The organism is Pseudomonas sp. GM55 (assembly GCF_000282395.1).
GTDB classification, from domain to species: domain Bacteria; phylum Pseudomonadota; class Gammaproteobacteria; order Pseudomonadales; family Pseudomonadaceae; genus Aquipseudomonas; species Aquipseudomonas fluorescens_CC.
The window spans coordinates 15,137-41,526 of the sequence record NZ_AKJJ01000072.1; the positions used below are offsets into that span (position 1 = coordinate 15,137).

The 26,390-nt window shown below is 60.9% G+C and carries 22 protein-coding genes and 1 riboswitch; of the genes, 12 read left to right on the plus strand and 10 right to left on the minus strand.

Translation table 11 applies throughout. From position 1 onward, the window contains the following. Positions 1 to 33: 33 nt before the first annotated feature. The 3 genes from PMI31_RS19035 to tkt form a co-directional block, all read right to left on the minus strand. Positions 34 to 1,197, minus strand: a complete 1,164-nt coding sequence (locus PMI31_RS19035) for a phosphoglycerate kinase (RefSeq protein WP_008019898.1) — start codon at positions 1,195 to 1,197, stop codon at positions 34 to 36. Positions 1,198 to 1,221: 24 nt separating this feature from the next. After that, positions 1,222 to 2,280: an erythrose-4-phosphate dehydrogenase gene (gene epd / locus PMI31_RS19040; protein ID WP_008019900.1), complete on the minus strand. Its 1,059-nt coding sequence runs from the start codon at positions 2,278 to 2,280 to the stop codon at positions 1,222 to 1,224. A gap of 179 nt (positions 2,281 to 2,459) precedes the next feature. Next, the gene (tkt, locus tag PMI31_RS19045) at positions 2,460 to 4,457 is read right to left on the minus strand and encodes a transketolase (RefSeq protein ID WP_008019902.1); all 1,998 of its coding nucleotides are present in this window, start codon (positions 4,455 to 4,457) and stop codon (positions 2,460 to 2,462) included. Between the two features lie 261 nt (positions 4,458 to 4,718). On the opposite strand from tkt, the gene PMI31_RS19050 reads away from it, so the two are divergent. The 4 genes from PMI31_RS19050 to PMI31_RS19065 all read left to right on the plus strand — a co-directional run bounded on the left by PMI31_RS19050 (position 4,719) and on the right by PMI31_RS19065 (position 9,365). Further along, positions 4,719 to 5,714 (plus strand): ArsR/SmtB family transcription factor, encoded by a 996-nt coding sequence (locus PMI31_RS19050; protein WP_008019904.1) that lies wholly within the window; start codon positions 4,719 to 4,721, stop codon positions 5,712 to 5,714. Positions 5,715 to 5,732: 18 nt separating this feature from the next. Continuing rightward, positions 5,733 to 6,923, plus strand: a complete 1,191-nt coding sequence (gene metK / locus PMI31_RS19055) for a methionine adenosyltransferase (protein ID WP_008019905.1) — start codon at positions 5,733 to 5,735, stop codon at positions 6,921 to 6,923. Between the two features lie 269 nt (positions 6,924 to 7,192). After that, positions 7,193 to 8,872 carry an NAD-dependent DNA ligase LigB gene (ligB, locus tag PMI31_RS19060; RefSeq protein ID WP_008019907.1) on the plus strand — a complete coding sequence of 560 codons (1,680 nt, stop codon included), beginning with the start codon at positions 7,193 to 7,195 and terminating at the stop codon, positions 8,870 to 8,872. A 97-nt stretch (positions 8,873 to 8,969) separates the two neighbouring features. Continuing rightward, positions 8,970 to 9,365: a DUF1090 domain-containing protein gene (locus tag PMI31_RS19065; protein WP_008019910.1), complete on the plus strand. Its 396-nt coding sequence runs from the start codon at positions 8,970 to 8,972 to the stop codon at positions 9,363 to 9,365. Between the two features lie 129 nt (positions 9,366 to 9,494). On the opposite strand, the gene PMI31_RS19070 is transcribed toward PMI31_RS19065, so the two are convergent. Continuing rightward, positions 9,495 to 9,944, minus strand: coding sequence for a c-type cytochrome (locus PMI31_RS19070; protein ID WP_008019911.1), 450 nt, complete (start codon positions 9,942 to 9,944; stop codon positions 9,495 to 9,497). Positions 9,945 to 10,072: 128 nt separating this feature from the next. Here PMI31_RS19070 and mltA point away from each other — a divergent pair, with 128 nt between their 5' ends. Beyond that, positions 10,073 to 11,257 carry a murein transglycosylase A gene (gene mltA, locus PMI31_RS19075; protein ID WP_008019913.1) on the plus strand — a complete coding sequence of 395 codons (1,185 nt, stop codon included), beginning with the start codon at positions 10,073 to 10,075 and terminating at the stop codon, positions 11,255 to 11,257. A gap of 124 nt (positions 11,258 to 11,381) precedes the next feature. Here the strand turns inward: mltA and PMI31_RS19080 are convergent, their stop codons facing one another. Then, a complete protein-coding gene (locus PMI31_RS19080) occupies positions 11,382 to 11,765 on the minus strand; it encodes an MAPEG family protein (protein WP_008019915.1) in 384 nt (127 codons plus the stop codon). Positions 11,766 to 11,814: 49 nt separating this feature from the next. Next, on the minus strand, positions 11,815 to 12,648 hold the full coding sequence (locus PMI31_RS19085) for an EamA family transporter (RefSeq protein WP_008019916.1): 834 nt from the start codon (positions 12,646 to 12,648) through the stop codon (positions 11,815 to 11,817). Positions 12,649 to 12,926: 278 nt separating this feature from the next. On the opposite strand from PMI31_RS19085, the gene PMI31_RS19090 reads away from it, so the two are divergent. Continuing rightward, positions 12,927 to 14,096, plus strand: coding sequence for an MFS transporter (locus PMI31_RS19090; protein WP_008019917.1), 1,170 nt, complete (start codon positions 12,927 to 12,929; stop codon positions 14,094 to 14,096). A 139-nt stretch (positions 14,097 to 14,235) separates the two neighbouring features. Here PMI31_RS19090 and PMI31_RS19095 read toward each other — a convergent pair whose 3' ends face one another. Beyond that, positions 14,236 to 14,637 carry an acyl-CoA thioesterase gene (locus PMI31_RS19095; RefSeq protein WP_008019918.1) on the minus strand — a complete coding sequence of 134 codons (402 nt, stop codon included), beginning with the start codon at positions 14,635 to 14,637 and terminating at the stop codon, positions 14,236 to 14,238. 198 nt (positions 14,638 to 14,835) lie between these two features. Next, positions 14,836 to 14,938: riboswitch (S-adenosyl-L-homocysteine riboswitch) on the plus strand. A gap of 23 nt (positions 14,939 to 14,961) precedes the next feature. Here PMI31_RS19095 and ahcY point away from each other — a divergent pair. The 4 genes from ahcY to PMI31_RS19115 all read left to right on the plus strand — a co-directional run bounded on the left by ahcY (position 14,962) and on the right by PMI31_RS19115 (position 20,470). Further along, positions 14,962 to 16,371 (plus strand): adenosylhomocysteinase, encoded by a 1,410-nt coding sequence (gene ahcY / locus PMI31_RS19100; RefSeq protein WP_007975450.1) that lies wholly within the window; start codon positions 14,962 to 14,964, stop codon positions 16,369 to 16,371. A gap of 158 nt (positions 16,372 to 16,529) precedes the next feature. Beyond that, positions 16,530 to 17,375 carry a methylenetetrahydrofolate reductase [NAD(P)H] gene (gene metF, locus PMI31_RS19105; protein WP_008019919.1) on the plus strand — a complete coding sequence of 282 codons (846 nt, stop codon included), beginning with the start codon at positions 16,530 to 16,532 and terminating at the stop codon, positions 17,373 to 17,375. Between the two features lie 193 nt (positions 17,376 to 17,568). Beyond that, positions 17,569 to 18,384, plus strand: a complete 816-nt coding sequence (locus tag PMI31_RS19110) for a substrate-binding periplasmic protein (RefSeq protein ID WP_008019921.1) — start codon at positions 17,569 to 17,571, stop codon at positions 18,382 to 18,384. Between the two features lie 223 nt (positions 18,385 to 18,607). Further along, on the plus strand, positions 18,608 to 20,470 hold the full coding sequence (locus PMI31_RS19115; protein WP_008019922.1) for a DEAD/DEAH box helicase: 1,863 nt from the start codon (positions 18,608 to 18,610) through the stop codon (positions 20,468 to 20,470). Positions 20,471 to 20,635: 165 nt separating this feature from the next. Here the strand turns inward: PMI31_RS19115 and PMI31_RS19120 are convergent, their stop codons facing one another. The 3 genes from PMI31_RS19120 to PMI31_RS19130 all read right to left on the minus strand — a co-directional run bounded on the left by PMI31_RS19120 (position 20,636) and on the right by PMI31_RS19130 (position 23,833). Beyond that, the gene (locus PMI31_RS19120) at positions 20,636 to 21,232 is read right to left on the minus strand and encodes a YceI family protein (protein ID WP_008019923.1); all 597 of its coding nucleotides are present in this window, start codon (positions 21,230 to 21,232) and stop codon (positions 20,636 to 20,638) included. A gap of 32 nt (positions 21,233 to 21,264) precedes the next feature. Next, positions 21,265 to 21,816: a cytochrome b gene (locus PMI31_RS19125; RefSeq protein WP_008019924.1), complete on the minus strand. Its 552-nt coding sequence runs from the start codon at positions 21,814 to 21,816 to the stop codon at positions 21,265 to 21,267. A gap of 262 nt (positions 21,817 to 22,078) precedes the next feature. Next, positions 22,079 to 23,833, minus strand: coding sequence for a flavin monoamine oxidase family protein (locus PMI31_RS19130; RefSeq protein ID WP_008019925.1), 1,755 nt, complete (start codon positions 23,831 to 23,833; stop codon positions 22,079 to 22,081). 223 nt (positions 23,834 to 24,056) lie between these two features. Between PMI31_RS19130 and PMI31_RS19135 the strand changes: the two genes are divergently transcribed. Together PMI31_RS19135 and PMI31_RS19140 are read left to right on the plus strand one after the other, a co-directional pair. Further along, complete coding sequence (locus PMI31_RS19135; protein ID WP_008019927.1) at positions 24,057 to 25,463, plus strand: adenosylmethionine--8-amino-7-oxononanoate transaminase; 1,407 nt, start codon at positions 24,057 to 24,059, stop codon at positions 25,461 to 25,463. Between the two features lie 180 nt (positions 25,464 to 25,643). Next, the gene (locus tag PMI31_RS19140) at positions 25,644 to 26,363 is read left to right on the plus strand and encodes a 16S rRNA (uracil(1498)-N(3))-methyltransferase (RefSeq protein ID WP_008019928.1); all 720 of its coding nucleotides are present in this window, start codon (positions 25,644 to 25,646) and stop codon (positions 26,361 to 26,363) included. Positions 26,364 to 26,390: the final 27 nt, after the last annotated feature.

Sequence of the window (26,390 nt, forward strand, 5' to 3'; positions counted from 1 at the left end):
CCACACTCCCTTGCCTGGTCAAACGGGCGACCCTCAGGCCTTGGCCCGGCTTTCCAGGACTTCGACGGCTGGCAGCACCTTGCCTTCGACGAATTCGAGAAACGCGCCACCACCGGTGGAAATGTAGGAGATCTGCTCGGCCACGCCATACTTGTCGATGGCAGCCAGGGTGTCGCCACCGCCGGCAATGGAGAACGCAGCACTGTCTGCGATGGCCTGGGCCAGCACTTTGGTGCCATTGCCGAACTGATCGAATTCGAATACGCCAACCGGGCCGTTCCACAGAATGGTTTTCGACGACTTCAGCAGCTCGGCGAAATTCGCGGCGGTCTGCGGGCCGATGTCCAGGATCATGTCGTCGGCAGCGACGTCAGCGATCAGCTTGACGGTCGCAGCGGCGCTTTCAGCGAATTCCTTGGCAACCACCACGTCCACTGGCAGCGGTACGCTGACTTTGGCGGCGATGGCGCGAGCAGTGTCGAGCAGGTCCGGCTCGTACAGCGACTTGCCGACCGGGTGACCGGCAGCGGCCAGGAAGGTGTTGGCAATGCCGCCGCCGACGATCAACTGGTCGCAGATCTGGCTCAGGCTGTTCAGTACGTCGAGTTTGGTCGACACCTTGGAGCCAGCAACAATGGCAGCCATTGGCTTGGCCGGAGCGCCCAGAGCCTTGCCCAGCGCATCCAGTTCAGCAGCCAGCAGCGGGCCGGCAGCAGCGATTTTGGCAAACTTGGCCACGCCGTGGGTCGAACCCTCGGCACGGTGCGCGGTGCCGAAGGCGTCCATCACGAACACGTCGCACAGGGCGGCGTACTGCTGGGCCAGTTCGTCGGCGTTCTTTTTCTCGCCTTTGTTGAAGCGCACGTTTTCGAACAGCACGATGTCGCCGGCCTTGACGTCAACGCCGCCCAGGTAGTCGGCCACCAGTGGCACTTCACGGCCCAGGGCGCGGCTCAGGTAGTCGGCGACTGGCTTGAGGCTGTTCTCGGCCGAGAACTCGCCTTCGGTCGGACGGCCAAGGTGCGAGCAGACCATCACGGCCGCGCCTTTTTCCAGGGCCAGCTTGATGGTCGGCAGCGAGGCCAGGATACGCGCATCGCTGGTGACAACACCGTCCTTGACTGGGACGTTGAGGTCTTCGCGGATCAATACGCGCTTACCTTGCAGATCGAGGTCGGACATCTTCAACACGGTCATGGGTCGCATTTCCTGGGTAGCTGTTTAGAGAGCAGTTTTTTTGGATGAAGCTATTTGCAGATAGTGTTCTGCAACGTCGAGCATTCGGTTGGCAAAACCCCATTCGTTGTCGAACCAGGCCAGGATGTTCACCAGCCGTGGGCCGGAAACTCGGGTCTGACTGGCATCGACGATCGCCGAATGTGGATCATGGTTGAAATCACAGCTTGCGTGCGGCAACTCGGTATACGCCAGCAGGCCTTTGAGCGGGCCGCTGGTGGCGGCTTCGCGCAGTATCCGGTTGACCTCGGTGGCGTCGGTCGCAGTAGCGGTCTGCATCGTGATATCGAGGCAGGACACGTTGACCGTCGGCACCCGTACGGCTTTGGCCTGAATTCGTCCGGCAAGTTCCGGCAACAGGCGTTCAATACCGCGCGCCAGACCGGTGGACACCGGAATCACCGACTGGAACGCCGAACGGGTGCGTCGCAGGTCTTCGTGGTGATAGGCATCGATGACCGGCTGATCGTTCATGGCCGAGTGAATGGTGGTGATCGACACGTAATCCAGGCCAATGGCCTGATTCAGCAGGCGCAGCAGCGGCACGCCGCAGTTGGTGGTGCAGGACGCGTTGGACACCAGCAACTCGTCGCCGGTCAGGCAATCCTGGTTCACGCCATAGACGATGGTCGCGTCGACGTCCGTCTCGCTGGCCATCGGCTGGGAAAACAACACACGCGGGGCGCCGGCGTCGAGGAAACGCTGGCCGTCTTCGCGAGTGTGATAAGCACCGGAGCACTCGAGCACCAGATCGATGCCCAGCGACGCCCAATCGATGCCTTCAGGGGTGGCACTGCGCAGGACCTTCACGCAGTCGCCATTAATATGCAGACAATCGCCGTCGACCTTCACTTCACCGGGGAACCGGCCGTGGGTGGAGTCGAAGCGTGTCAGGTATTCGATACTGGCCATGTCGGCCAGATCGTTGATCGCGACAATCTCGAACCCTGCCTTGTCGCCTCGCTCGAACAACGCACGCAAGACGCAACGACCAATCCGGCCGTAGCCGTTGAGTGCAACTTTGTAGGGACGCGGTTGAGGCATGGGGTTCTCGATAATACGCAGCCAGACGAAATTCTTGTGTGCAACGCAACCCTTGTAGGAGCTGGCTTGCCAGCGAAATGGCCATCAGCCTCAGCATGAATGTTGCCTGGGCGGACGCCATCGCTGGCAAGCCAGCTCCTACAGGGATTGCGGTGGCCGAGGCCACCGCATTCGCGTTTTTAGTCTTCCAGCAGCTCTTCAGCCTGACCCAGGATGTTTTCCAGGGTGAAGCCGAACTCTTCGAACAAGGCCGACGCAGGCGCCGACTCGCCGTAGGTGGTCATGCCAATCACGCGGCCTTCCAGGCCCACGTACTTGTACCAGTAGTCGGCATGGGAAGCCTCGATGGCGATACGGGCGCTGACCTGCAACGGCAGGACCGATTGCTTGTAACCGGCGTCCTGGGCGTCGAACACGCTGGTGCAAGGCATGGAAACCACGCGCACCTTGCGGCCCTGCTCGGTCAGTTTGTCGAAGGCCTGAACGGCCAGGCCGACTTCCGAGCCAGTGGCGATCAGGATCAGCTCAGGCTCGCCTGCGCAGTCCTTCAACACGTAGCCACCGCGGCTGATGTCGGCGATCTGCAGGGCATTGCGGGTCTGGTGCTGCAGGTTCTGACGCGAGAAGATCAGGGCCGAAGGACCGTCCTTGCGCTCCAGTGCGTACTTCCAGCACACCGCCGACTCAACGGCGTCGGCCGGACGCCAGGTGTCGAGGTTCGGCGTGCAGCGCAGGCTGGCCAGTTGCTCGATTGGCTGGTGAGTCGGGCCGTCTTCGCCCAGACCGATGGAGTCGTGGGTGTAGACGTGGATCACGCGCTGCTTCATCAGGGCCGACATGCGCACCGCGTTGCGGGCGTATTCCATGAACATCAGGAAGGTCGCGCCGTAAGGCACCAGGCCGCCGTGCAGGGCAACGCCGTTCATGATCGCGGTCATGCCGAACTCGCGCACGCCGTAGTACATGTAGTTGCCGCTGGCGTCTTCGGCGGTGACACCTTTGCAACCCTTCCACAGGGTCAGGTTGGAACCGGCCAGGTCAGCCGAGCCGCCGAGGAATTCAGGCAGCAGCGGGCCAAATGCGTTCAGGGCATTCTGGCTGGCCTTGCGACTGGCGATGGTTTCGCCCTTGGCAGCGACTTCGGCGATGTAGGCATCGGCCTTCTCGGCGAAGTCGGCCGGCAGTTCGCCGCTCAGACGACGAATCAGTTCGTTGGCTTCGGTCGGGAAGGCAGCGGAGTAGGCCGCGAAACGCTGGTCCCACTCGGCTTCGACCGCGCGGCCGGCTTCCTTGGCATCCCACTCGGCATAGATGTCGGCCGGGATTTCGAACGGACCGTGATTCCATTTCAGCGCCGCACGGGTCAGGGCGATTTCTGCGTCACCCAGCGGAGCGCCGTGGCAATCTTCCTTGCCTTGCTTGTTCGGCGAACCGAAACCGATGGTGGTCTTGCAGCAGATCAGGGTTGGCTGCGCGCTCTTGCGGGCCGTCTCGATCGCAGTCTTGATCTCTTCCGGATCGTGACCGTCGACATTGCGGATCACCTGCCAGTTGTAGGACTCAAAACGCTTCGGCGTGTCATCGGTGAACCAGCCTTCGACTTCGCCGTCGATGGAGATGCCGTTGTCATCGTAGAAGGCGATCAGCTTGCCCAGGCCCAGGGTACCGGCCAGGGAAGCGACTTCGTGGGAAATGCCTTCCATCATGCAGCCATCACCCAGGAACACATAGGTGTGGTGGTCGACGATGTTGTGGCCAGGACGATTGAACTGCGCCGCCATGACTTTTTCGGCCAGGGCAAAACCCACGGCGTTGGCCAGGCCTTGGCCCAGTGGACCGGTGGTGGTTTCTACGCCCGGGGTGTAGCCGAGTTCCGGGTGGCCCGGGGTGCGGCTGTGCAGTTGGCGGAACTGCTTCAGGTCGTCGATCGACAGGTCGTAGCCGGTCAGGTGCAGCAGCGAGTAGATCAGCATCGAGCCGTGGCCGTTGGACAGCACGAAGCGGTCACGGTCGGCGAACGATGGATTGCTCGGGTTGTGCTTGAGGTAGTCGCGCCAAAGCACCTCGGCGATATCCGCCATACCCATTGGGGCACCGGGATGGCCGCTGTTGGCTTTTTGCACGGCATCCATGCTGAGGGCACGAATGGCGTTGGCACGCTCACGACGGCTAGGCATCGCTGTTCTCCTGGGGGCTTGAATAAAACGAAACGGAAAAAAGGCGAGCATTTTCCCTCACCGGGCCGCCTCGGGGCAATGACAGATAGTCATCTGGAGGCGTTTTTCCAATGGATAACGACGTATTAACGTGATGAAACCTTTCTGCTCCGGCTTAGTTGACTGAACCTAACGTCAGGAAGTGCCATCTATCGAGCAATATCAAAACTTTTTGATATTGCTCTTGCGATGCCTTCGGCCCGTGACTAGACTGCCGGCCTTATGAATTTACGCGTGCCCTCCATTCAACATGACGATTGCGATGAGCTGGCGGCCTTGTGCAAGGCTGGCGGCGATCCCCTGCGGTTGAATGTTTTGCGCGCACTGGCCAACGACTCGTTCGGCGTGCTGGAACTGGCGCAGATCTTCGGCATCGGCCAGTCAGGCATGAGCCACCACCTCAAGGTACTGGCCCAGGCCGGCTTGGTGGCAACCCGCCGCGAAGGCAACGCGATTTTCTACCGTCGCGCCCTGCCCCATACCGAACTGCTGGGCGGCAAACTGCACGCAGCCCTGCTCGAAGAAGTGGACAACCTGACGCTGCCGAGCGACGTACAGTCGCGCATCGCCCAGGTTCATGGGCAACGCGCAGCCGCCAGCCAGGACTTTTTCTCACGGGTAGCGGAGAAGTTTCGCGCCCAGCAAGACTTGATCGCCGGCCTGCCGCAATACCGCGAAAGCGTGGTGGCCCTGCTCGACAAGTTGAGCTTCGACAAAGATGCCACGGCCATTGAAGTCGGCCCCGGTGATGGTGCATTCCTGCCGGAACTGGCGCGCCGCTTCTCGCAAGTCACGGCGCTGGATAACAGCACCGCGATGCTCGAGCTGGCGCGCCAGGTCTGCGAACGCGACAAGCTGACTAACGTTAGCCTGCAGTTGGCCGATGCATTGAACGGCGTCAGCCTCAAGGCCGATTGCGTGGTACTGAACATGGTGCTGCACCATTTTGCCGCGCCGGCCGATGCGCTCAAGCACATGGCCCACTTGCTGCAACCAGGCGGTAGCCTGTTAGTGACAGAGTTATGTAGCCACAACCAGAGCTGGGCCAAGGAGGCCTGCGGTGATCTCTGGCTGGGGTTTGAACAGGACGATTTGGCCCGTTGGGCCACCGCTGCGGGACTCGCTCCCGGGGAAAGCCTCTATGTAGGCTTACGCAATGGTTTCCAGATCCAGGTCCGCCATTTTCAGCGACCGACTGGCGACACTCACCATCGGTAAATTCAGGAAAACATCGAGATGAGCGAATACTCCCTCTTCACCTCCGAGTCCGTGTCTGAAGGGCATCCGGACAAAATCGCCGACCAGATTTCCGATGCAGTGCTGGACGCCATCATTGCCCAGGACAAACACGCTCGCGTAGCGGTGGAAACCCTGGTCAAGACCGGCGTGGCCATCGTTGCAGGTGAAGTGACCACCAGCGCCTGGGTCGACCTGGAGCAGATCGTTCGTGATGTGATTTGCGATATCGGCTACACCAGCTCCGACGTCGGCTTCGACGGCGCCACTTGCGGTGTGATGAACATCATCGGCAAGCAGTCCCCTGACATCAACCAGGGCGTTGACCGTGCCAAGCCTGAAGATCAGGGCGCCGGCGACCAGGGCCTGATGTTCGGCTACGCCAGCAACGAAACCGACGTGCTGATGCCAGCACCGATCACCTTTTCGCACCAGCTTGTGCAACGTCAGGCCGAGGCCCGCAAATCCGGCCTGCTGCCTTGGCTGCGTCCGGATGCCAAGTCCCAGGTCACCTGCCGTTACGAAGGCGGCAAGGTTGTCGGTATCGACGCGGTAGTCCTGTCGACCCAGCACAACCCTGAAGTCTCGTACAAAGACCTGCGCGAAGCCGTGATGGAGCTGATCGTCAAGCACGCGCTGCCTGCCGAACTGCTGAGCAAAGACACCCAGTTCCACATCAACCCGACCGGCCAGTTCATCATCGGCGGCCCAGTGGGTGACTGCGGCCTGACCGGTCGCAAGATCATCGTCGACAGCTACGGCGGCATGGCCCGTCACGGCGGTGGCGCGTTCTCCGGTAAAGATCCATCGAAGGTTGACCGTTCGGCTGCCTACGCCGGTCGTTACGTGGCCAAGAACATCGTTGCCGCCGGCCTGGCCGAGCGTTGCGAGATTCAGGTGTCCTACGCCATCGGCGTTGCCCAACCGACTTCGATCTCGCTGAACACCTTCGGCACCGGCAAGATCAGCGATGACAAGATCATCAAGCTGGTCCGCGAAGTGTTCGACCTGCGTCCATACGCGATCACCACCATGCTCGACCTGCTGCACCCGATGTATCAGGAAACCGCTGCGTACGGCCACTTCGGTCGCACCCCGGCAACCAAGACCGTTGGCGAAGACACCTTCACCACGTTCACCTGGGAAAAAACCGACCGCGCCGACGCCCTGCGTTCTGCTGCCGGCCTGTAAGACTTCCCCGCAACACCCGAAGCCCCGCACGGTTCGCGCCCTGCGGGGCTTTTTATTGGGGTTCGCTTTACACCGCGTCGCGGCCATCGCGGGCAAGCCCGCTCCCACAATAGACGGCGGCGTTCTGACTAACTCATAACCCTGTGGGAGCGAGCTTGCTCGCGAAGAGGCCGGCAAAGCCACTAGAAATACCCGGCAAAACACCCCCTCTCTGCGCCAACGGATATTGACCTAGCCTTCACGCACCTCACCGAGCAAGGACGCTCAAGATGCTTCCCGACCTGCGCCTGTTTTTCGCCGCGGTACTGACCTTTGCCCACCTGACCACCAGCGCTGCCGAGTGCCCGGGCTGGCCATCCGAACGCGCCCTGAACGAAGTCGGCAAGCTGCAACAGCAAATCGACCTCTGGGACGACAACTATCACCGCCTCGGGCGCTCACTGGTCGCCGATGAACTCTACGACCAGTCCCGCGCGCGACTCACCCAATGGCGCCACTGCTTCAACCTGAGCCCGTCCGCAGACCCCTTGCGCACTGCACGCGGCACACTGCCTCACCCCATCGCCCACACCGGTCTGGACAAACTGCACGATCGGCCCGCCGTGGAAAACTGGCTGCGTGGCCGGGCGGACGTCTGGGTCCAGCCAAAAATCGATGGTGTGGCGGTGACCCTGGTTTACCGCAACGGCCTGTTGGCCCAGGCAATCAGCCGTGGCGACGGCAAAAGCGGTCAGGACTGGACGGCTCCGGCACGGCAGATTCCGGCCATCCCGCAACGCCTGCCGCAGCCCCGGGACTTGCTCGTGCAAGGCGAACTGTATTGGCGCCTGACCGATCATGTGCAAGCCCAGGCCGGGAGCCTCAACGCTCGCGCCACGGTGGCGGGCCTGATGGCGCGCAAGGTCTTGAGCCCCGAACAGGCCGCCGGCATCGATTTGTTTGTCTGGGACTGGCCCCAGGGGCCGGCGAGCGTGCCCGCGCGTGCCGCGGCACTGAGTGCGCTGGGCTTTCCGGGTACCACGGCATACAGCCAGCCAATCACCTCCGTGATCGAGGCCGAACGCTGGCGTGAACACTGGTATCGCTCCCCCCAGCCCTTTGCCAGCGACGGCATCGTCCTGCGCCAGAACCAACGCCCAGCCGCCGAACGCTGGCAGGCCAGGTCACCTTATTGGGCCATCGCCTGGAAATACCCTTTCGCCCAGGCACTGGCCGAGGTCCGCCAGGTTCACTTCAAAATCGGTCGGACCGGGCGGATCACTCCGGTACTTGAACTGACCCCGGTGAAGCTCGATGACCGGCAGATCAAACACGTCAGCGTCGGTTCGCTGCAACGCTGGCAGGCATTGGACATCCGTCCGGGAGATCAGGTCGCCATCAGCCTGGCCGGACTAACCATTCCCAGGCTAGATAGCGTTGTATTGCGCAGCAGCGAACGCGCCGAAGTGAACGCACCGCTGGCGGCGGACTTTCATTTGTTGAGTTGCTGGCAACCGACTCCGGGCTGTGAGGGCCAGTTTCTCGCGCGCCTGACCTGGCTCAGCGGCAAACAGGGGCTGGCGCTGCCCAATGTGGGTCCGGGCACTTGGGAAAAACTTCTTGCATCAGGTCGCCTGAACGGTCTGCTGGATTGGTTGACGCTCGATGCCCAAGAGCTTGCTACCATTGACGGTTTCGGCGAGCGCAGCGCGGCTCGCCTTGCAGACAGTTTCAACCAGGCCCGGCAGCGACCGTTCGCGCACTGGCTGAAAGCCTTGGGAATGCCGCCGACAGGTCAGGCGTATCTCGGCGACTCGTGGCAGACACTGACGCAGCGAGACATCGAACAATGGCGGGGCGAAGCCGGAATCGGGCCAGGACGCGCGACGCAACTGAACGCTTTTTTCAGCGATCCGCAGGTCCTGGCCTTGAGTGAAACATTACGTGATGCGGGGATTGACGGCTTTTAGCGGTCAGCCCTGCGCCCAGCGGGAACCCAAAGAGGACCGCCGGGATCCAACAAGCCATCGCCACACCGGCCCGCTTGCTTTCTTACATGGAGCTTTTATGAAATTTCTTTCACCGCTCGCCCTGTTGACTCTTTGCTGTGTGCTGGCCACCCCGTTGATGGCAGACGAGGAAGCACCAGGGCTGACCGGTTGTGCCGCCAAGAAGCAAGGTATCGTCAACCAGATCGAATTGGCCAAGGTCCATGGCAACGCCGACCAGCAGGCAGGCCTGGAAAAAGCCCTGAGCGAAGTCGAAGCGAACTGCACCGACGCCTCGCTGAAGAAGGAACGGGAAAACAAGGTGCTCGACGCCAGGCACGAAGTCAGCAAGCGTCAGGCAGACCTCGACAAGGCCATGAGCAAAGGCGACCCCGACAAGATCAACAAGCGCAAAGACAAGCTCGCCGATGCCCGCAAGGAATTGCAGGACGCACTCGATGAGCTGGATAAGTAAGAACAGGCAGGATTCAAAGATCTTTGGCGCTATCCAGGCAGCATTCGCGAGCAGGCTCGCTCCCACAGGGGAATGCGATCATTGTGGGAGCGAGCCTGCTCGCGAAGACGTCAGACCGGGCAACGCCAATCAATGATCCCGAAACGCCTTATGACATGCACTGCAAGCATCTTCGACTTTCTGCACCGCCGGCCCCAGGTTGCTGGCCTTGTAGGGTTGAACCTGACTGGCGATCACCAATTCACCGGTGGCGGATTCAAGGTCACGGGCCATGGCCTGGAAGCGCGCCTGCTGCTCCCAGACATCGCTCTTGGCGCTGGTGTGATCTTCCTCGCGGACCTGCGGAAAATGTTGCCACGGCTCACGGGACAGCGCATCGAGCTTCACCGCACCCTCGGCGAACTTCGGACCATCGAATGGAATGCGCCCACGCAACATGCCACCCAGGTCTTCGCCAGTCTTGAGCATCTGCTTGAAAATGCTCTTGCGCTGGCCGAGCGGCGAGTTGGGGTCGACGCCGCCACAAGCGGACAACGTCAGGCAGGCCAGCAATACAACAGAAAGTCTTTTGAGAGTCATGGTGGCTTCAGGTCACGGGAAACGGCGGCCAGTATCCTCGCGTCATCGGCAAAGACCAATAGCCCTATTATCAATAAGGGTTGTTTGAGCGCATGGAGCGCCCAGGCAACCGGCAAAGGAATCACTCCATGAACAGCCGTTTCAAGGCATGGCGTCACAGCCTGGCCTGGACCCTGCCGATGGTGGCCCTGCTTGCAGGCTGCACCGGTGGCGAAAATCAAAAACCGAAAACCCATGCCCTGGCCACCTACTCCAGCGCCACATGGGAAGCGCTGCCGGCGGTGTCCGACAACGACCTGGTCGCCGGCTTCGGTTCGTGGCGCAGCGCCTGCACCCGACTCAAGGCCGACCCGGTCTGGGGCGGCACTTGCGCGGCGGCTGCCAATGTGCCGCAAACCGCCGGCGACATTCGCGGTTTTCTCAAGCAAAACCTCGATGTCTATGGCCTGCGCGCCGCCAACGACAATCCCGACGGCCTGATCACCGGCTACTACGAACCGGTCTATCCCGGCAGCCTGACCCAGACCAGCGCCGCCAATATCCCGGTCTATGGCGTCCCCGAAGACATGATCGTTGTCGCCCTCGACAGCATTTACCCGGAACTCAAGGGCAAACGCCTGCGCGGTCGACTCGAAGGTCGCGTACTCAAACCGTACGACGATGCGGCGACCATCGAAAGCAAAGGGGTCAAGGCGCCGGTCGTGGCCTGGCTGACCGATCCGATGAACCTGCAGTTCCTGCAAATCCAGGGTTCGGGGCGTATCCAGCTCGACAATGGTCGCCAATTGCGCATCGCTTACGCCGATCAGAACGGCCATCCGTATCGACCGATCGGCCGCTGGCTGGTGGAACAGGGCGAGTTGAAAAAAGAAGACGTGACCATGGGCGCCATCAGCACCTGGGCCAAGGCCAATCCGACGCGGATTCCCGAACTGCTCGGCAGCAACCCCAGCTACGTGTTCTTCACCCGCAACCCGGACAGCAACGAAGGTCCGCGCGGCTCGCTGAACGTACCGTTGACCGCCGGTTACAGCGCGGCTGTGGATCGCAAGGTGATTCCGCTGGGCAGCCTGTTGTGGCTGTCCACCACCAGGCCGGACGGCACAGCCCTGGTTCGCCCCGTGGCAGCACAGGATACCGGCGGCGCCATTGCCGGCGAGGTGCGGGCGGATCTGTTCTGGGGCACCGGCGATGCGGCCGGGCAACTGGCCGGAGACATGAAACAACAGGGGCAGATCTGGATGCTATGGCCCAAGGGTGCTGCGCTGCCGCAAGTGCCGCAGGTGGCTGATGCAGTGAAAAACAATCCGTGAGCATCTGTAGGAGCCGGCTTGCCGGCGATGGCGGTGGATCAGTCGGCAACGATGTTGCCTGACACCCTGCTATCGCCGGCAAGCCGGCTCCTGCAGGTCTACTTTGTCAGCGAAGTTCGTTTAGTTAGACTGACACCACAAAGAAACTCACAATCAACGCCATCCCCACGAACCACACCAACGACCGCAACGTCGCCCAGTCCGCCAGGTAGCAAATGATGTAGAGCAGGCGGCTGGTGATGAACAGCACGGCCAGCACATTGATCGTCACAAGTTCGGCATTGCCGGCCAAATGCGCCACGATCACCGCAGCGGCGAACGCCGGAATCACTTCAAAACTGTTCAGTTGCGCAGCATTCGCCCGCTTGCCGACGCCTTCCAGATTGTCGAGAAAGCCCCGAGGGTCATGATTGTCTTTCAGCCTGAACCCGCCACTGAGCTTGGCGATCCACGTGCATACATACGGCAGGAAGATCGCGATCAAAATGCACCACAGAGCAACCGTCATTACGCAGTCCCTTCTTCAAGTTGTAGAAAATCGAATCCATCCACAGCGATCAAAACTTCATCACCAGTATGCCAATCATTACAAGGCTACAGGCGAGTAACCGTGGCCCGCCAAACGGCTCTTTCAGGTAACGCATGCCGAACAGCACCACCAGAATCACACTGATCTCGCGCAGCGCTGCGGCCTCGGCAATCGACCCCATCTGCATCGCCCACAGCACCAAAGCGTAGCTGAACAACACGCAGAACCCGACCGCCAGGCCCAGCCGCCATTGCTCGCGCCAGAACAACTTGAATGCCGGACGCTTGCGCACCCAGGCCAGCAACGGAAACGGCCAGGCGCTCAGCAAGGTGACCCAGACCAGGTAATCCAGCGGATGGGCCCAGCGCCGCAACGCCTGGCCGTCGATGTAGGTGTAGCAACCGATGCACAGGCCGATCAACGCCACCACCGGCAACATCGACCACGGCAAACGCGCACCGCCGCCGCCCTGCCAGAGCAGGCACAGCATGCCGAACGGGATCAGCAGGATTCCGAAAATCTGCTGATGGGTCAGCACCTCTCCGGCAAAGATCAGCGTCAGCGCCAGCACCACCAACGGTGACAATCCGCGCATCAGCGGATAAACCAGCCCGAGGTCGCCGACCCGATAGGCCTGGATCAGTAAATAGCGATAGAGCAACTCGAATGCCGCCGATGCCAGGATCCACGGCCAGATCTCCAGCGGCGGCATGGCCAGGAACGGCAACATCAACGCGACAAAGAGCAGCGCCACGCTGTCCATGCAGGCCACCACCAACAGCCGCTCCGCACTGAACTTGATCAGGGTATTCCACGCCGCATGCAACAGCGCCGCCACCAACACCAACGCCGTTGCAAGCACGGCCTACTCCTTATTTTGTCCCGCCCCTTGTAGGAGCCGGCTTGCCGGCGATGACGACCTTAAGAACGCTATCGCCGGCAAGCCGGCTCCTACAAAGGCAATAGAGAATTGATTCGCCATATTTCAGTGGCTGTTTATACTGCAAGCCGCCACGCCGCACTCAGTTGCGCACAGACTAATTCCAATAAAAATACTGCCCTGCCCGCTCTCGTCGAGAACGGTCATCGGCATGCGTATGCCTGATCACAGCGTCAAGACTACCGACAGAGACCTTGCGCATGCCACTCGCTTTACTTGCCCTCGCTGTTGCCGCCTTCGGCATCGGCACCACCGAATTCGTCATCATGGGCCTGCTGCCCGACGTCGCCCGCGACCTCAGCGTGAGCATTCCCGATGCCGGACTGCTGATCACCGGCTATGCCCTGGGCGTGGTGTTCGGCGCACCGATCCTCGCCGTCGGTACCGCCAACATGCCGCGCAAGGCCACCCTGCTGGGCATGACGCTGATGTTCATCCTCGGCAACATGCTCTGCGCCCTGGCGCCGAATTACGCCACGCTGATGGCGGCGCGAGTGGTCACGGCACTGTGCCACGGCGCATTTTTTGGCATCGGTTCCGTGGTGGCCGCCGGGCTGGTAGCCCCCAACAAACGGGCTCAGGCGATTGCCATGATGTTCACTGGCCTGACCCTGGCCAATGTGCTCGGCGTGCCACTGGGCACCGCACTCGGGCAATACGCCGGTTGGCGCTCGACGTTTTGGGCGGTATCGGTGATCGGTGTGCTGGCCGCGATTGCGCAATGGGTCTGGCTGCCGAAAAACATCGCAATGGATAAAGCCAACCTGGCCAGCGAGTTCAAGGTGCTGGGCAAGGCCAGCGTACTGCTGGCCCTGGGCATGAGTGTGCTGGCCTCCACCAGCCTGTTCAGTGTGTTTACCTACATCGCGCCGATCCTGCAGGACATCACCGGCGTCAGCCCCCACGGCGTCACCATCATGCTGCTGTTGTTCGGCGTGGGCTTGACCGCCGGCAGCATGCTCGGTGGCCGCCTGGCGGACAGCCGCTTGCTGCCCTCGCTGGTGGGCATGGCGCTGGCGGTGCTGGTGGTGCTGGCGGCATTCACGCAAACCAGCCATTCGCCGATCCCGGCGGCCATCACACTGGTGTTGTGGGGAACGTTTGCCTTCGCCCTGTGCCCGATCCTGCAACTGCTGATCATCGATCAGGCCCATGAAGCACCGAACCTGGGCTCGACCTTGAACCAGAGCGCCTTCAACCTCGGCAACGCCGCCGGGGCATGGATTGGCGGACTGGTGGTGGCCAGCGGCACGGATCTGGCGGACTTGCCGTGGACCGGTGCGCTGGTCAGCGGGCTGACCGTGTCGACGGCACTGTTCTTCATCTATCGCCAGCGGCGCGCGGCGACTGTACTTGATGTGGCGGGTTGAGCGTCACCGGTGGCGGGTCATTTAGCTACGACGGGTATTCCTTCTGTAGGAGCGAGCCTGCTCGCGATGGACTTGAGAGCACCACTGGGTGTCAGGTACCCAGTGTTATCGTTAACGACCATCGCGAGCGTGCTCGCTCCTACACGCTGGCGTCATCCTTGAACTGGTCCTTGACGTACTTGATCTCGGTCCGGCCGTGAGGTGCCGGCAAGCCGTCTTCACCGAGGTTCACGAACACCATTTTTTCAACGGTGAGGATGCTCTTGCGGGTGATTTTGTTGCGCACTTCACACGTCAGGGTGATCGAGGTGCGGCCGAATTCGGTAGCCGTGATGCCCAGTTCGATGATGTCGCCCTGGCGCGAGGCGCTGACGAAGTTGATTTCGGAAATGTACTTGGTCACTACGCGCTGGTTGCCCAACTGGACGATAGCGTAGATCGCCGCCTCTTCGTCGATCCAGCGCAGCAGGCTGCCGCCGAACAAAGTGCCGTTAGGGTTGAGGTCTTCGGGTTTTACCCATTTGCGGGTGTGGAAATTCATATTCACTCCTGAGCGTCTTGCCGAATGATGGGCGGTATCTTGGCAGACCCCGAGCTAGAGCTCTATTCACCATCGACTATGGTCGCGATTACCGTTCGGACATTGACTGACAGAAACGCTTTGGAAGATCAGCATAGCCCGCTATAATCGCCCCCGTTTCAAAACGGTAACCTCTACTGGATACCGTTTTCCCGCCACCTGTCCGAGGGGCGCTGCAGCAGGCTAGACCTGTCAGGCTCGGATGGGGCGTTGCCAGGCCTTGATCGGCCCGACACTAAACGCACAACGGCGCCCATTCGCATACATTACGAATGGAGGCTCTTCATGAGCGCTGTTATCACGCCTGCAGATTTTACCGACTACAAAGTTGCCGACATGTCCCTGGCTGCCTGGGGCCGTCGCGAAACCATCATCGCCGAATCCGAAATGCCAGCCCTGATGGGTCTGCGTCGCAAGTACTCCGAAGAGCAACCGCTCAAGGGCGCGAAGATCCTCGGCTGCATCCACATGACCATTCAGACTGCCGTGCTGATCGAAACCCTGGTTGCCCTGGGTGCCGAAGTGCGCTGGTCGTCCTGCAACATTTTCTCGACTCAGGATCAGGCCGCCGCTTCCATCGCCGCTGCCGGTATCCCGGTTTTCGCCTGGAAAGGTGAAACCGAACAAGAGTACGAGTGGTGCCTGGAGCAGACCATCCTCAAGGATGGCCAGCCATGGGACGCCAACATGATCCTCGACGACGGCGGCGACCTGACCGAGCTGCTGCACAAGAAGTACCCACAGGTACTGGATCGCGTCCACGGCGTGACCGAAGAAACCACCACCGGCGTTCACCGCCTGCTGGACATGCTGGCCAAGGGCGAGCTGAAAATCCCGGCCATCAACGTCAACGACTCGGTGACCAAGAGCAAGAACGACAACAAGTACGGCTGCCGTCACAGCCTGAACGATGCGATCAAGCGCGGCACCGACCACCTGTTGTCCGGCAAGCAGGCGCTGGTGATCGGCTACGGTGACGTGGGCAAGGGCTCCGCTCAGTCCCTGCGTCAGGAAGGCATGATCGTTAAAGTCTCCGAAGTCGACCCGATCTGCGCCATGCAAGCCTGCATGGACGGTTTCGAAGTGGTTTCGCCGTTCATCGACGGGATCAACAACGGCACCGAAGCCAGCATCGACAAGGCACTGCTGGGCAAGATCGACCTGATCGTGACCACCACCGGCAACGTCAATGTTTGCGATTCGAACATGCTCAAAGCCCTGAAGAAGCGCGCCGTTGTCTGCAACATCGGCCACTTCGACAACGAAATCGACACCGCTTTCATGCGCAAGAACTGGGCATGGGAAGAAGTGAAGCCACAGGTTCACAAGATCCACCGTACCGGTGCGGGTGATTTCGACCCACAGAACGATGACTACCTGATCCTGCTGGCCGAAGGCCGCCTGGTTAACCTGGGCAACGCCACTGGCCACCCGAGCCGCATCATGGACGGTTCGTTCGCCAACCAGGTTCTGGCGCAGATCTTCCTGTTCGGCCAGAAGTACGCCGACCTGTCGCCAGCCCAGAAAGCCGAGCGCCTGACCGTTGAAGTACTGCCGAAGAAACTCGACGAAGAAGTGGCCCTGGAAATGGTCCGTGGCTTCGGCGGCGTGGTGACTCAACTGACCAAGACCCAGGCCGACTACATCGGCGTGACCGTCGAAGGTCCGTTCAAGCCGCACGCCTACCGCTACTGATCGGACGGCTCTTCCTGTGTAGGAGCGAGCTTGCTCGCGATGGACGTTAACGATGACGCGTGCAGTCTGGATAAATGCGTTGTCCTGGCGTTTTTCGCGAGCAGAGCTCGCTCCTACAAGGGCCAGCGTCCGCTTTACGTGTTTCCAAGGATATGACCATGTCCCAAGAACGTCGCTACAGCTTCGAGTTCTTCCCTACGAAGACCGATGCTGGGCAAGAAAAGCTGCTCGCCACTGCTCGCCAGCTGGCTGCGTACAACCCCGATTTCTTTTCCTGCACCTACGGCGCCGGCGGTTCGACCCGTGATCGCACGCTGAACACCGTGTTGCAGCTCGAAAGCGAAGTCAAAATCCCTGCCGCTCCGCATCTGTCCTGCGTGGGCGACAGCAAGGACGACCTGCGCGGTCTGCTGGCCCAGTACAAGGCCGCCGGCATCAAGCGCATCGTTGCCCTGCGCGGTGACCTGCCTTCCGGTATGGGCATGGCCAGTGGCGAAATGCGCCACGCCAATGACCTGGTTGAATTCATTCGTGAAGAAACCGGTAATCATTTCCACATCGAAGTCGCTGCTTACCCGGAAATGCATCCGCAAGCGCGCAACTTCGAAGAGGATGTCGCCAACTTCGTGCGCAAAGCCAACGCTGGCGCCGACAGTGCGATCACCCAGTACTTCTTCAACGCCGACTGCTACTTCTACTTCGTGGAACGCGTGCAGGCGTTGGGTGTGAATATCCCGATCGTGCCGGGCATCATGCCGATCACCAACTACAGCAAGCTGGCGCGCTTCTCCGATGCCTGCGGTGCGGAAATCCCGCGCTGGATCCGCAAGCAACTGGAAGCCTACGGCGACGACACCCAGAGCATTCAGCGCTTTGGCGAACAGGTCATCACCGAGATGTGCGAACAACTGCTGCAAGGCGGCGCTCCGGGGCTGCACTTCTACACGCTGAACCAGGCTGAAGCGAGCCTGGCAGTGTGGAAAAACCTGAAGTTGCCGCGTTGAAGCAACGGCCAGTTCAAAACTGAAAGCTACAAGCAAGATCAATGGATCGCATTCTTCGGCAGCTCCTTCAGGAGCTTTCGCAGGCTGCGATCTTTTGCTTTCAATGCACTATTAATGTGCGGCAATCCACGGAGTTAGAGCATCTGCAGTCAGTTTCTGGCTCTTTCCGGTTTCTCGTCGTAATCTCAAGCACATGCCTTTGATCACGCAATTAACCGCCGTGTTTGTCTTCACTTGCCTGAGCTTCGCCGCCTGGGGCGAGAAGCTGCGCATTGTCACGGAGCCGTGGGCGCCTTATGTGTATGAGGACAACGGCAAATCACTGGGCTTGGACTACGAAACCACCGCCATTGTCTTCAAGCGCCTGGGCATTGAAGTGGAATGGCAGTTCCTGCCATGGAAACGCTGCCTGTCGATGCTTGAATCAGGGCAGGCCGACGGCGCGCTGGACATCTTTCACAGCGATGCGCGTGATGCCACCCTGCTCTACCCCAGCGAACCACTGTCTGAAGTCCAGTTCGTGATGTTCTACGCCAATGACCGGCCCCATCCGTTTCGCACCCTTGATGACTTGCGCGGCCTGACCATCGGCACTTCGCCGGGTTACCTGTACAGCAAGGACTTCAGCGATTCGACGCTGTTCACCCGCGAGCCGGCCCCCACCCATGAAGCCAACTTCGGCAAACTGGTGCGCGGACGGATTGACCTGCTGATTACCGACCGCCGGGTCGGCCAGCATTTGCTCGATGAACTGGGCATCCGCGACAAGATCACCGAAAATCCCACGATCATCAGCCAGCAAAGCCAGTTCCTGGCGGTGCGGCGCAATGCGGGCATGGACCTGCTCGTGCAGCGTTTCGGTGCCGAACTCAAACGCTTCAAGCGCGAACCCGCCTACGCCGAACTGAGTGCCCGCTATGGTGCGGAACCGGCGGCCAGCGTGAAGACTGAAAAGGCCACGGCTGCCACGGAAAAAACCGTTGAGCAGCAGGAAAGCAGCGCGCAGTGATTGCTCTGTTATACTCCGGCCTTCCCGCCAGGCTCACGCCCGGACGCTCGGAATCGTTCAAGGCATCTCAACCCCGCTACTGCGCAGCTTCACAGCCCGCGCGAGCGCTTGCAGGCGAGCCTTCGAGACCCAGCAGGACCGGACGGGATAGCGTCTTCTTAAACGCCATTCGCGCCAGGCAAGACTCCCATTGGGCCAAGCCCTAACTAAAACAGGATTTCTCATGTCCTTTGCTTCCCTCGGTCTCTCCGAGGCTTTAGTCCGCGCCATCGAGGCGGCGGGCTATACCGAGCCTACTCCGGTGCAACAGCGGGCCATTCCCGCCGTGTTGCAAGGTCGCGACCTGATGGTCGCGGCACAGACAGGTACCGGTAAAACCGGCGGTTTCGCCCTTCCGATCCTGGAGCGGTTGTTCCCCAACGGTCACCCGGACAAATCCCAGCGTCACGGCCCGCGCCAGCCGCGCGTACTGGTCCTGACCCCGACTCGCGAACTCGCCGCGCAAGTGCATGAAAGCTTCAAGGTCTATGCCCGTGACCTTAAGTTCGTCAGCGCCTGCATTTTCGGTGGCGTCGGCATGAACCCGCAGGTTCAGGCCATGTCCCGCGGCGTTGACGTGCTGGTGGCCTGCCCTGGCCGCCTGCTCGACCTGGCCGGCCAAGGCAGCGTCGACCTGTCCCACGTGGAAATCCTCGTGCTGGACGAAGCCGACCGCATGCTCGACATGGGCTTCGTCCATGACGTGAAGAAAGTGCTGGCGCGTCTGCCGGCCAAACGCCAGAACCTGTTGTTCTCGGCGACCTTCTCCAAGGACATCACCGACCTCGCCGGCAAGCTGCTGCACAACCCGGAACGCATCGAAGTCACCCCGCCGAACACCACGGTCGAGCGCATCGAACAACGCGTATTCCGTCTGCCGGCCAGCCACAAGCGTGCCTTGCTGGCCCACCTGATCACCGCCGGCGCCTGGGAACAAGTGCTGGTGTTCACCCGCACCAAGCACGGCGCCAACCGCCTGGCCGAGTACCTGGACAAACACGGCCTGAGCGCCGTCGCGATCCATGGCAACAAGAGCCAGAACGCCCGCACCAAAGCCCTGGCCGACTTCAAGGCCGGCACCGTGCGCATCCTGGTGGCCACCGACATCGCCGCCCGCGGCCTGGACATCGACCAGCTGCCACACGTGGTCAACTTCGAACTGCCGAATGTCGATGAAGACTATGTGCACCGTATCGGTCGTACCGGCCGTGCCGGTCGTTCGGGCGAAGCGATTTCGCTGGTAGCCCCGGACGAAGAAAAACTGCTGAAAAGCATCGAACGCATGACCAAACAGAAAATCGCCGATGGCGACCTGATGGGCTTCGATGCCAGCGCCGTGGAAGCCGAAAAACCTGAAGTGCGCGAGCGTCCGGACATGCGTAACCCACGCAATCCACGCGGCCCGCGCGGTGACGGTCCGAATGGCAGCGGTGGCGGTCGCAAGGACAAAGGCAAGGACAAGGGCAAGGAAAAACCGGCCGGCGAACGCGGTGAGCGACCTGCCCGTCAGCAAAAGCCTCGCGAAGGTACCCCGGCCCGCGAACAGCGTCCGAGCCAACCGCCACGCGCTGCTGCTGACCGTGCCCCGGACGAGTTCCTGGACGACGATATCGATAACTTCGGTAACCGCGTCGACTACGTGCCGCAGCAGAAACCCGCGCAAGGCCGTGGCCGTCGTCCGGGTGCTCCGGCACAAGGCACCGCAGCAGGTTCGGGTGCTCCACGTTCCGGCAAACCGCAAGGTCGCCAGAGCGGTCCGCGCAACAGCGATGGCGCCAGCACCGGCACCCCACCGGCCAAGCGCAACGGCCCACGCAGTGGCGCACCGCGCGACGGCCAGGCCCGCCGCGAAGACTCGCGCAATCGCCGCCCGGCCCGTGACGACCAGTCACGCTCCGAGCCGGCCGTGCAGAACCCGCGCGGCCCGGCACCGAAGATCATGCACAAGGAGTCGAAGGCCGACCGCTTCCCGACACCTGAGCAGCTGGATCAACTGCCAAGCCGTCCTCGTGGTGAGAAACCAGCGCTGCTGACCCGCAATCGCTGAGTTATCGCCGCAATAAAAATGCCCCTGATCGCGAGATCAGGGGCATTTTTTTATGCATCAACACAGAACCTGTAGGAGCCGGCTTGCCGGCGATGGGATCACCCTGATTCCTGTGGGGTCGCCAATTACGCCTTCGCTGGCAAGCCAGCTCCTACAGGCTCAGCATTACTTCGCTTTCACACCTTCAAACGTCACGTACAGCTCGACCGCATCGGACGCTGGACCCAGGTTTTTTTGATTGCCGAAATCGGAGCGCTTCAGGTTGGCAGTACCTTCGAAACCGGCACGGTAGCCGCCCCATGGATCCTTGCCTTCGCCCAGGAAAGTGGCCTTGACCACAATCGGCTTGGTCACGCCTACCATGGTCAGATCACCGGCTACGTCAGCAGTGTCTTTGCCTGCGGCATTTTTACCCGTTGGTGTGACGCTGGTGGAAACGAAGGTGGCTTTGGCAAACTTGCCTGAGTTCAGGAGATCATCATCGCCGGATATATGCTTGTCGCGCTCAGCATTGTTGCTGAAAACGCTGGCGGTGTTCACGTTGAACTCGACCTTGCTGTCTTCAGGCTTGGCGGCGTCGAAGCTGAACTTACCGTCGATGTCCTTGAAGGTACCGGTGATGAAGCTGTAGCCCAGGTGGCTGATCTTGAAGTTGACGAAAGCGTGCTGACCTTTTTTGTCGACGATGTAGTCAGCCGCCATCACGTTGGCGGACAGCAGAGCGGAACCGATTGCCAGAGCGGCGAGAGTCTTTTTCAACATGCTTTGTTTTCCTTGGGAGTCGAGGTTGAATTTCAGGCTTCGCGACCCAGCATTCGCTTGAGGGTCGCATCACGGTCGATAAAGTGGTGTTTCAATGCTGCCAACGCATGGAGGCCGGAAAAAATTACCAGCACCCACGCCAGATAGAGGTGAATCGCACCGGCGTTATCTGCCTGGTCCGGCAGTCCGGAAACCAGGGCAGGCACTTCAAACCAGTCAAACACCGGAATCCCGACATCCTCTGCCGTGGAAATCAGGTAACCGGCAATCATCACGGCGAACAGGCAGATATACAGAAAGGCATGGCCGAACATGGCGCCCAGACGCGTCATGCGGCTGTAGCTGGTCAAGGCCGGTGGCGGTGGGCTGATGAAACGCCACAACACGCGCAGCACCATGATGCCCAGCAGGATCAAGCCAATGCTCTTGTGCAGTTCCGGCCCGTCCTTGCGCCATGGGTCGTAATAGTCCAGGCCAACCATCCACAGCCCGAGGGCGAACAAACCGAACACGGCCAGTGCCACGCCCCAGTGCATGAAGATGCTGACCCAGCCGTAGCGGGAGGTAGAGTTACGTAGCTGCATTGCCTAGATCCCTGTAAGTGCTGGCCCAAGACTATCGAGTTATCTATCGAATTAAATCGGAAAATTTTGCCTTGAAATATCGAGAAATACGATCAAGAGTCTGAAACAGGCGAATTAAGGAAAGATTAAAGGGCAATGTGTATACAAAAATGTAGCCCAATTCAATAACACTTCCTGCAAGAGGTTTATTCGATTGTGAATCCGGATTTCTCCGGGCATAAAAAAACGCGACATTTCTGCCGCGTTTTTTTGACTCCAGGGCTTACTGCGCCTTGGTATCCGTTGCCGGAGTTGCAGCAGGTTTGGCAGCCGGCTTCTTCGCCGGCTCAGCCTTCTTGACCGGTGCCTTGGCCGGGGCTTTTTTCGCCTCGGTCTTGGCTGCCGTTTTGGCCGGAGCCTTTTTGGCTGGCTCGGTTTTTACCGGGGTCGCAGGCTTCGGTGCTTCCACCGGGGCCGGCGCGGCGGCCGGGGCTGGCGCCGGAGCAGGCACTGGTGGTGCAACTGGCTCAGGTGCCTTGGCCGGCTCTGGCTTCTTCTCGTCATCCGAGCCGCCGAACAGGTTGCTGAAGAAATTGCCTTTCTTCGCCGCCACCGCCCCAGCGCCCGCCGCAGCGGCGGCCGGGACCACTTTCGCCGGTTCGAACGACTTGCCCGCCGCCAGGTCTTCAACCTGGCTGGCTGCACGCTGGCCAGTGCGCAACGCACCTTCCAGAGTGCCAGGGTACAGGGTGTCGGTGTGCTCGCCGGCAAAGGCTACACGCTGGACCGGACGTTCCCACAGGCGCCAGAACTTGCTGATCTGGCCAGGACCGAAGGCCAAGTAGGCACCGCCAGTCGACGGGTCGGTGCTGTAACGACGGATTTCATAACCGGTGAACGAACCGCGAGCCTGTGGATAGAACGCATGCAGGCGGATCAACACCTGATCGACCATCTGCTTGTCGCCGAAAGCCTGCATCACCCGCGCGTTGTCGCCAGACAGGTTGATCACCACATTGGCACCGCCCTTCAGGGCAGGTTCGACCCACAACATGCCCAGGCCGGCGTTGCTGTAGATTTCGCCAGACATGCGCGCCTTGGACTCCCACACCGGCGTCTTGAACTTCAGCATGATCTGGTCGCGCCAGCCGTAGTTGGTGCCCTTGATCGCCGCCAGGTGCTGGGCGTCCAGCGCCGGGGTCATCTGGATCTTGTTCAGGGCGCGCAGCGGCACGGCCAGCACGGCGTAGTCAGCCTTGTAACTGACGTTGTCGACCTTGACGGTCACACCATCCTTGTCCTGAATGATCGCCGAGACCGGGGAGCTGGTCTTGATGGTTTTCAGCTGCTTGACCAGGGCCTGGGCCAGCACCGGACTGCCGCCGACCAGGCGCGATGCACGCAGGTCACGATCGGAGACGCCACGGTAAACGCGGCTCTGCTGTGCGAAGTACAGCAGCGACAGGCGCGAAGGCTCGTCGTAGCGGGTACGGATCTGCTGGTTGATCAACTGGCGAGCGGTGGCCGGCAGGTTCTGCTTGTCGAGCCAGCTCGACACGTTGATCTGATCCAGCGCGTGCAGCGTGTTGTTGGCAGCCGGGTTCTGCGGGTCGTCGATCGAGCGGGCCAGATCGTCCACGGTCTTGTCGAAGCGCTTGAGCACCTCGGCGGTGGCCGGTTGTTTGGTCGCCAGATCGGCGGCGGAGAAATACTCGCCATCGATCAGGTAGCCTGGGGTCCGCACGAACTCAGGGGCCGGCGTGGTGCTCAGCTTGAAGTTCGATACGTACTTGTTCAGCACCGGTTGGGTCTTGTCATTGCCGATCCACTCGCCGGTGGCCATGCCGGAACGACCGCCCAGGCTCGACTTGGCTTCCAGCAGAGTGACCTGCCAGCCCTTGTTCTGCAGCTCGTATGCGGCAGTCAGGCCCGACAGGCCGCCGCCGATCACGATCGCGGTTTTATCCTTGGCCAGCGCAGACACGCTGAACAGCCCCAACATCACCAGCGCACAGGCGCGCAGCCAACCGACAGACATTCAGCGAACTCCGGAATTACACGAGGAAAACAGCAGTTTTTGCGAGCCAGACGGCTCAAGAACCGCGAAGGATACGTCAGCCTTCAAACACCCGCCAGCAACGTCTTTCGGCCTGGATAAAGTAGCTCATTCGACACAATGGGTTGTCCCCGTGGCACGCATTGCATAGGCTTGCGCGATTGTTTGTCCGCGCAGGTAACGGACCGCCTCCAGGAGAGTGAAAATGGGCCTGAATAATCAGTGGATGCAACGCGATCTCGCCGTGCTGTGGCATCCCTGCACCCAGATGAAAGATCACGAACAACTGCCGCTGATCCCGATCAAGCGCGGGGAAGGCGTGTGGCTGGAAGACTTCGAAGGCAAACGCTACCTCGATGCGGTCAGCTCCTGGTGGGTCAATGTGTTCGGGCACGCCAACCCGCGAATCAACCAGCGCATCAAGGACCAGGTCGATCAGCTCGAACATGTGATCCTTGCCGGTTTCAGTCATCAACCGGTGATCGAACTGTCCGAGCGCCTGGTGAAGATGACACCGGACGGCCTGACCCGGTGCTTCTACGCCGATAACGGTTCGTCCTGCATCGAAGTCGCGCTGAAAATGAGCTTTCACTACTGGCTCAATCGCGGTCAGCCGAACAAGAAACGCTTCGTCACCCTGACCAACAGCTACCACGGCGAAACCATGGCGGCGATGTCGGTGGGTGACGTGCCGCTGTTCACCGAGACCTACAAAGCGCTGTTGATGGACACCATCAAGGTGCCGAGCCCGGACTGCTACCTGCGCCCCGAGGGCATGAGCTGGGAGGCGCATTCGCGTAATATGTTCGCGGCCATGGAGCAGACCCTGGCCGAAAACCACGACACGGTCGCGGCGGTGATCGTCGAGCCGCTGATCCAGGGTGCCGGTGGCATGCGCATGTACCACCCGGTGTACCTCAAGCTGCTGCGCGAAGCCTGCGACCGCTACGGCGTGCACCTGATCCACGACGAAATCGCCGTCGGCTTCGGCCGCACCGGGACGATGTTCGCCTGTGAACAGGCCGGTATCCGCCCTGATTTTCTGTGCCTGTCCAAAGCCCTGACCGGCGGCTATCTGCCGCTGGCGGCGTGCATGACCACCGACGAGGTCTACAGCGCCTTCTACGACGACTACCCGACCCTGCGCGCCTTCCTGCACTCCCACAGCTACACCGGCAACCCGCTGGCGTGCGCGGCGGCCCTGGCGACCCTGGACATCTTCGAAGAAGACAACGTCATCGAGAACAACAAGGCCCTGGCGCAACGCATGGCTGCGTCGACGGCGCATCTGGTCGACCACCCGAACGTGTCCGAAGTGCGCCAGACTGGCATGGTGCTGGCCATCGAGATGGTCAAGGACAAGGCCAGCAAAGAAGCTTATCCGTGGCAGGAACGTCGCGGCCTGAAGGTGTTCCAGCACGCCCTGGAGCGTGGTGCGTTACTGCGCCCATTGGGTAGCGTGGTGTACTTCCTGCCGCCGTATGTGATCACCCCGGAGCAGATCGACTTCCTGGCTGAAGTGGCCAGCGAAGGGATCGACATTGCGACCCGTGACAGCGTCAGCGTGGCGGTGCCGAAGGACTTCCATCCGGGGTTCCGTGATCCGGGTTGATTGATTTCAACCGCAATCCTGTGGGACCTGGTAGACCAGCTTTCGCTGGCAAGCCAGCTCCTACAAGGATTGGTGTGTGCCACAAGTTTTGTGTGCGGCACCTAACCTGTAGGAGCTGGCTTGCCAGCGATAAGGTCGGCACGACCTTCAGATGACTTGCACCTTTTTCAGAGACCCATCATGAGACTCTCCCGCTTCTTTATCGACGCCCCTTTGAGCACCGGCGAGCACGAATTGCCCGAAGCCCAGGCCCACTACATCGGCCGCGTCTTGCGCATGGCCGAAGGCGATGCGCTGCAACTGTTCGATGGTTCCGGACATGAGTTTCGCGCCACCCTGGTCGAAGTCGGCAAAAAGCGCGTCGTGGTGCAGATCGATGAAAGCTTCGCCGGGCAGATCGAATCGCCGCTGCGAATCCATCTCGGCCAAGGCTTGTCCCGAGGCGAGCGCATGGACTGGGCGATTCAGAAAGCCACGGAACTGGGCGCCACTGAAATCACCCCTATCTTCACCGAACGCTGCGAAGTGCGGCTCAAGGACGAGCGCGCCGACAAGCGCCTGCTGCACTGGCGCCAGGTAGCAATCAGCGCTTGCGAGCAATGCGGGCGTTCACGGGTGCCGGTGATTCATCCGCCAATGCTGTTGGCCGACTGGCTCAAGCAGGCACAAGCCGAGTTGAAACTGGTGCTGCACCCGGTGGCCGAACCGTTGGTGAGCCACGCCAAACCTTCAAATCTGGCATTCCTGATCGGTCCGGAGGGTGGTTTGTCCGATGCCGAAGTCGATCAGGCCAAGGCCAGCGGCTTCCACGCCGCCCGCCTCGGTCCACGGGTGCTGCGCACCGAAACCGCGCCGGTTGTTGCACTGGCGGTGGCCCAGCAGCTTTGGGGTGACTTCTAGTCCGCCTTCGCTGGCAAGCCAGCTCCT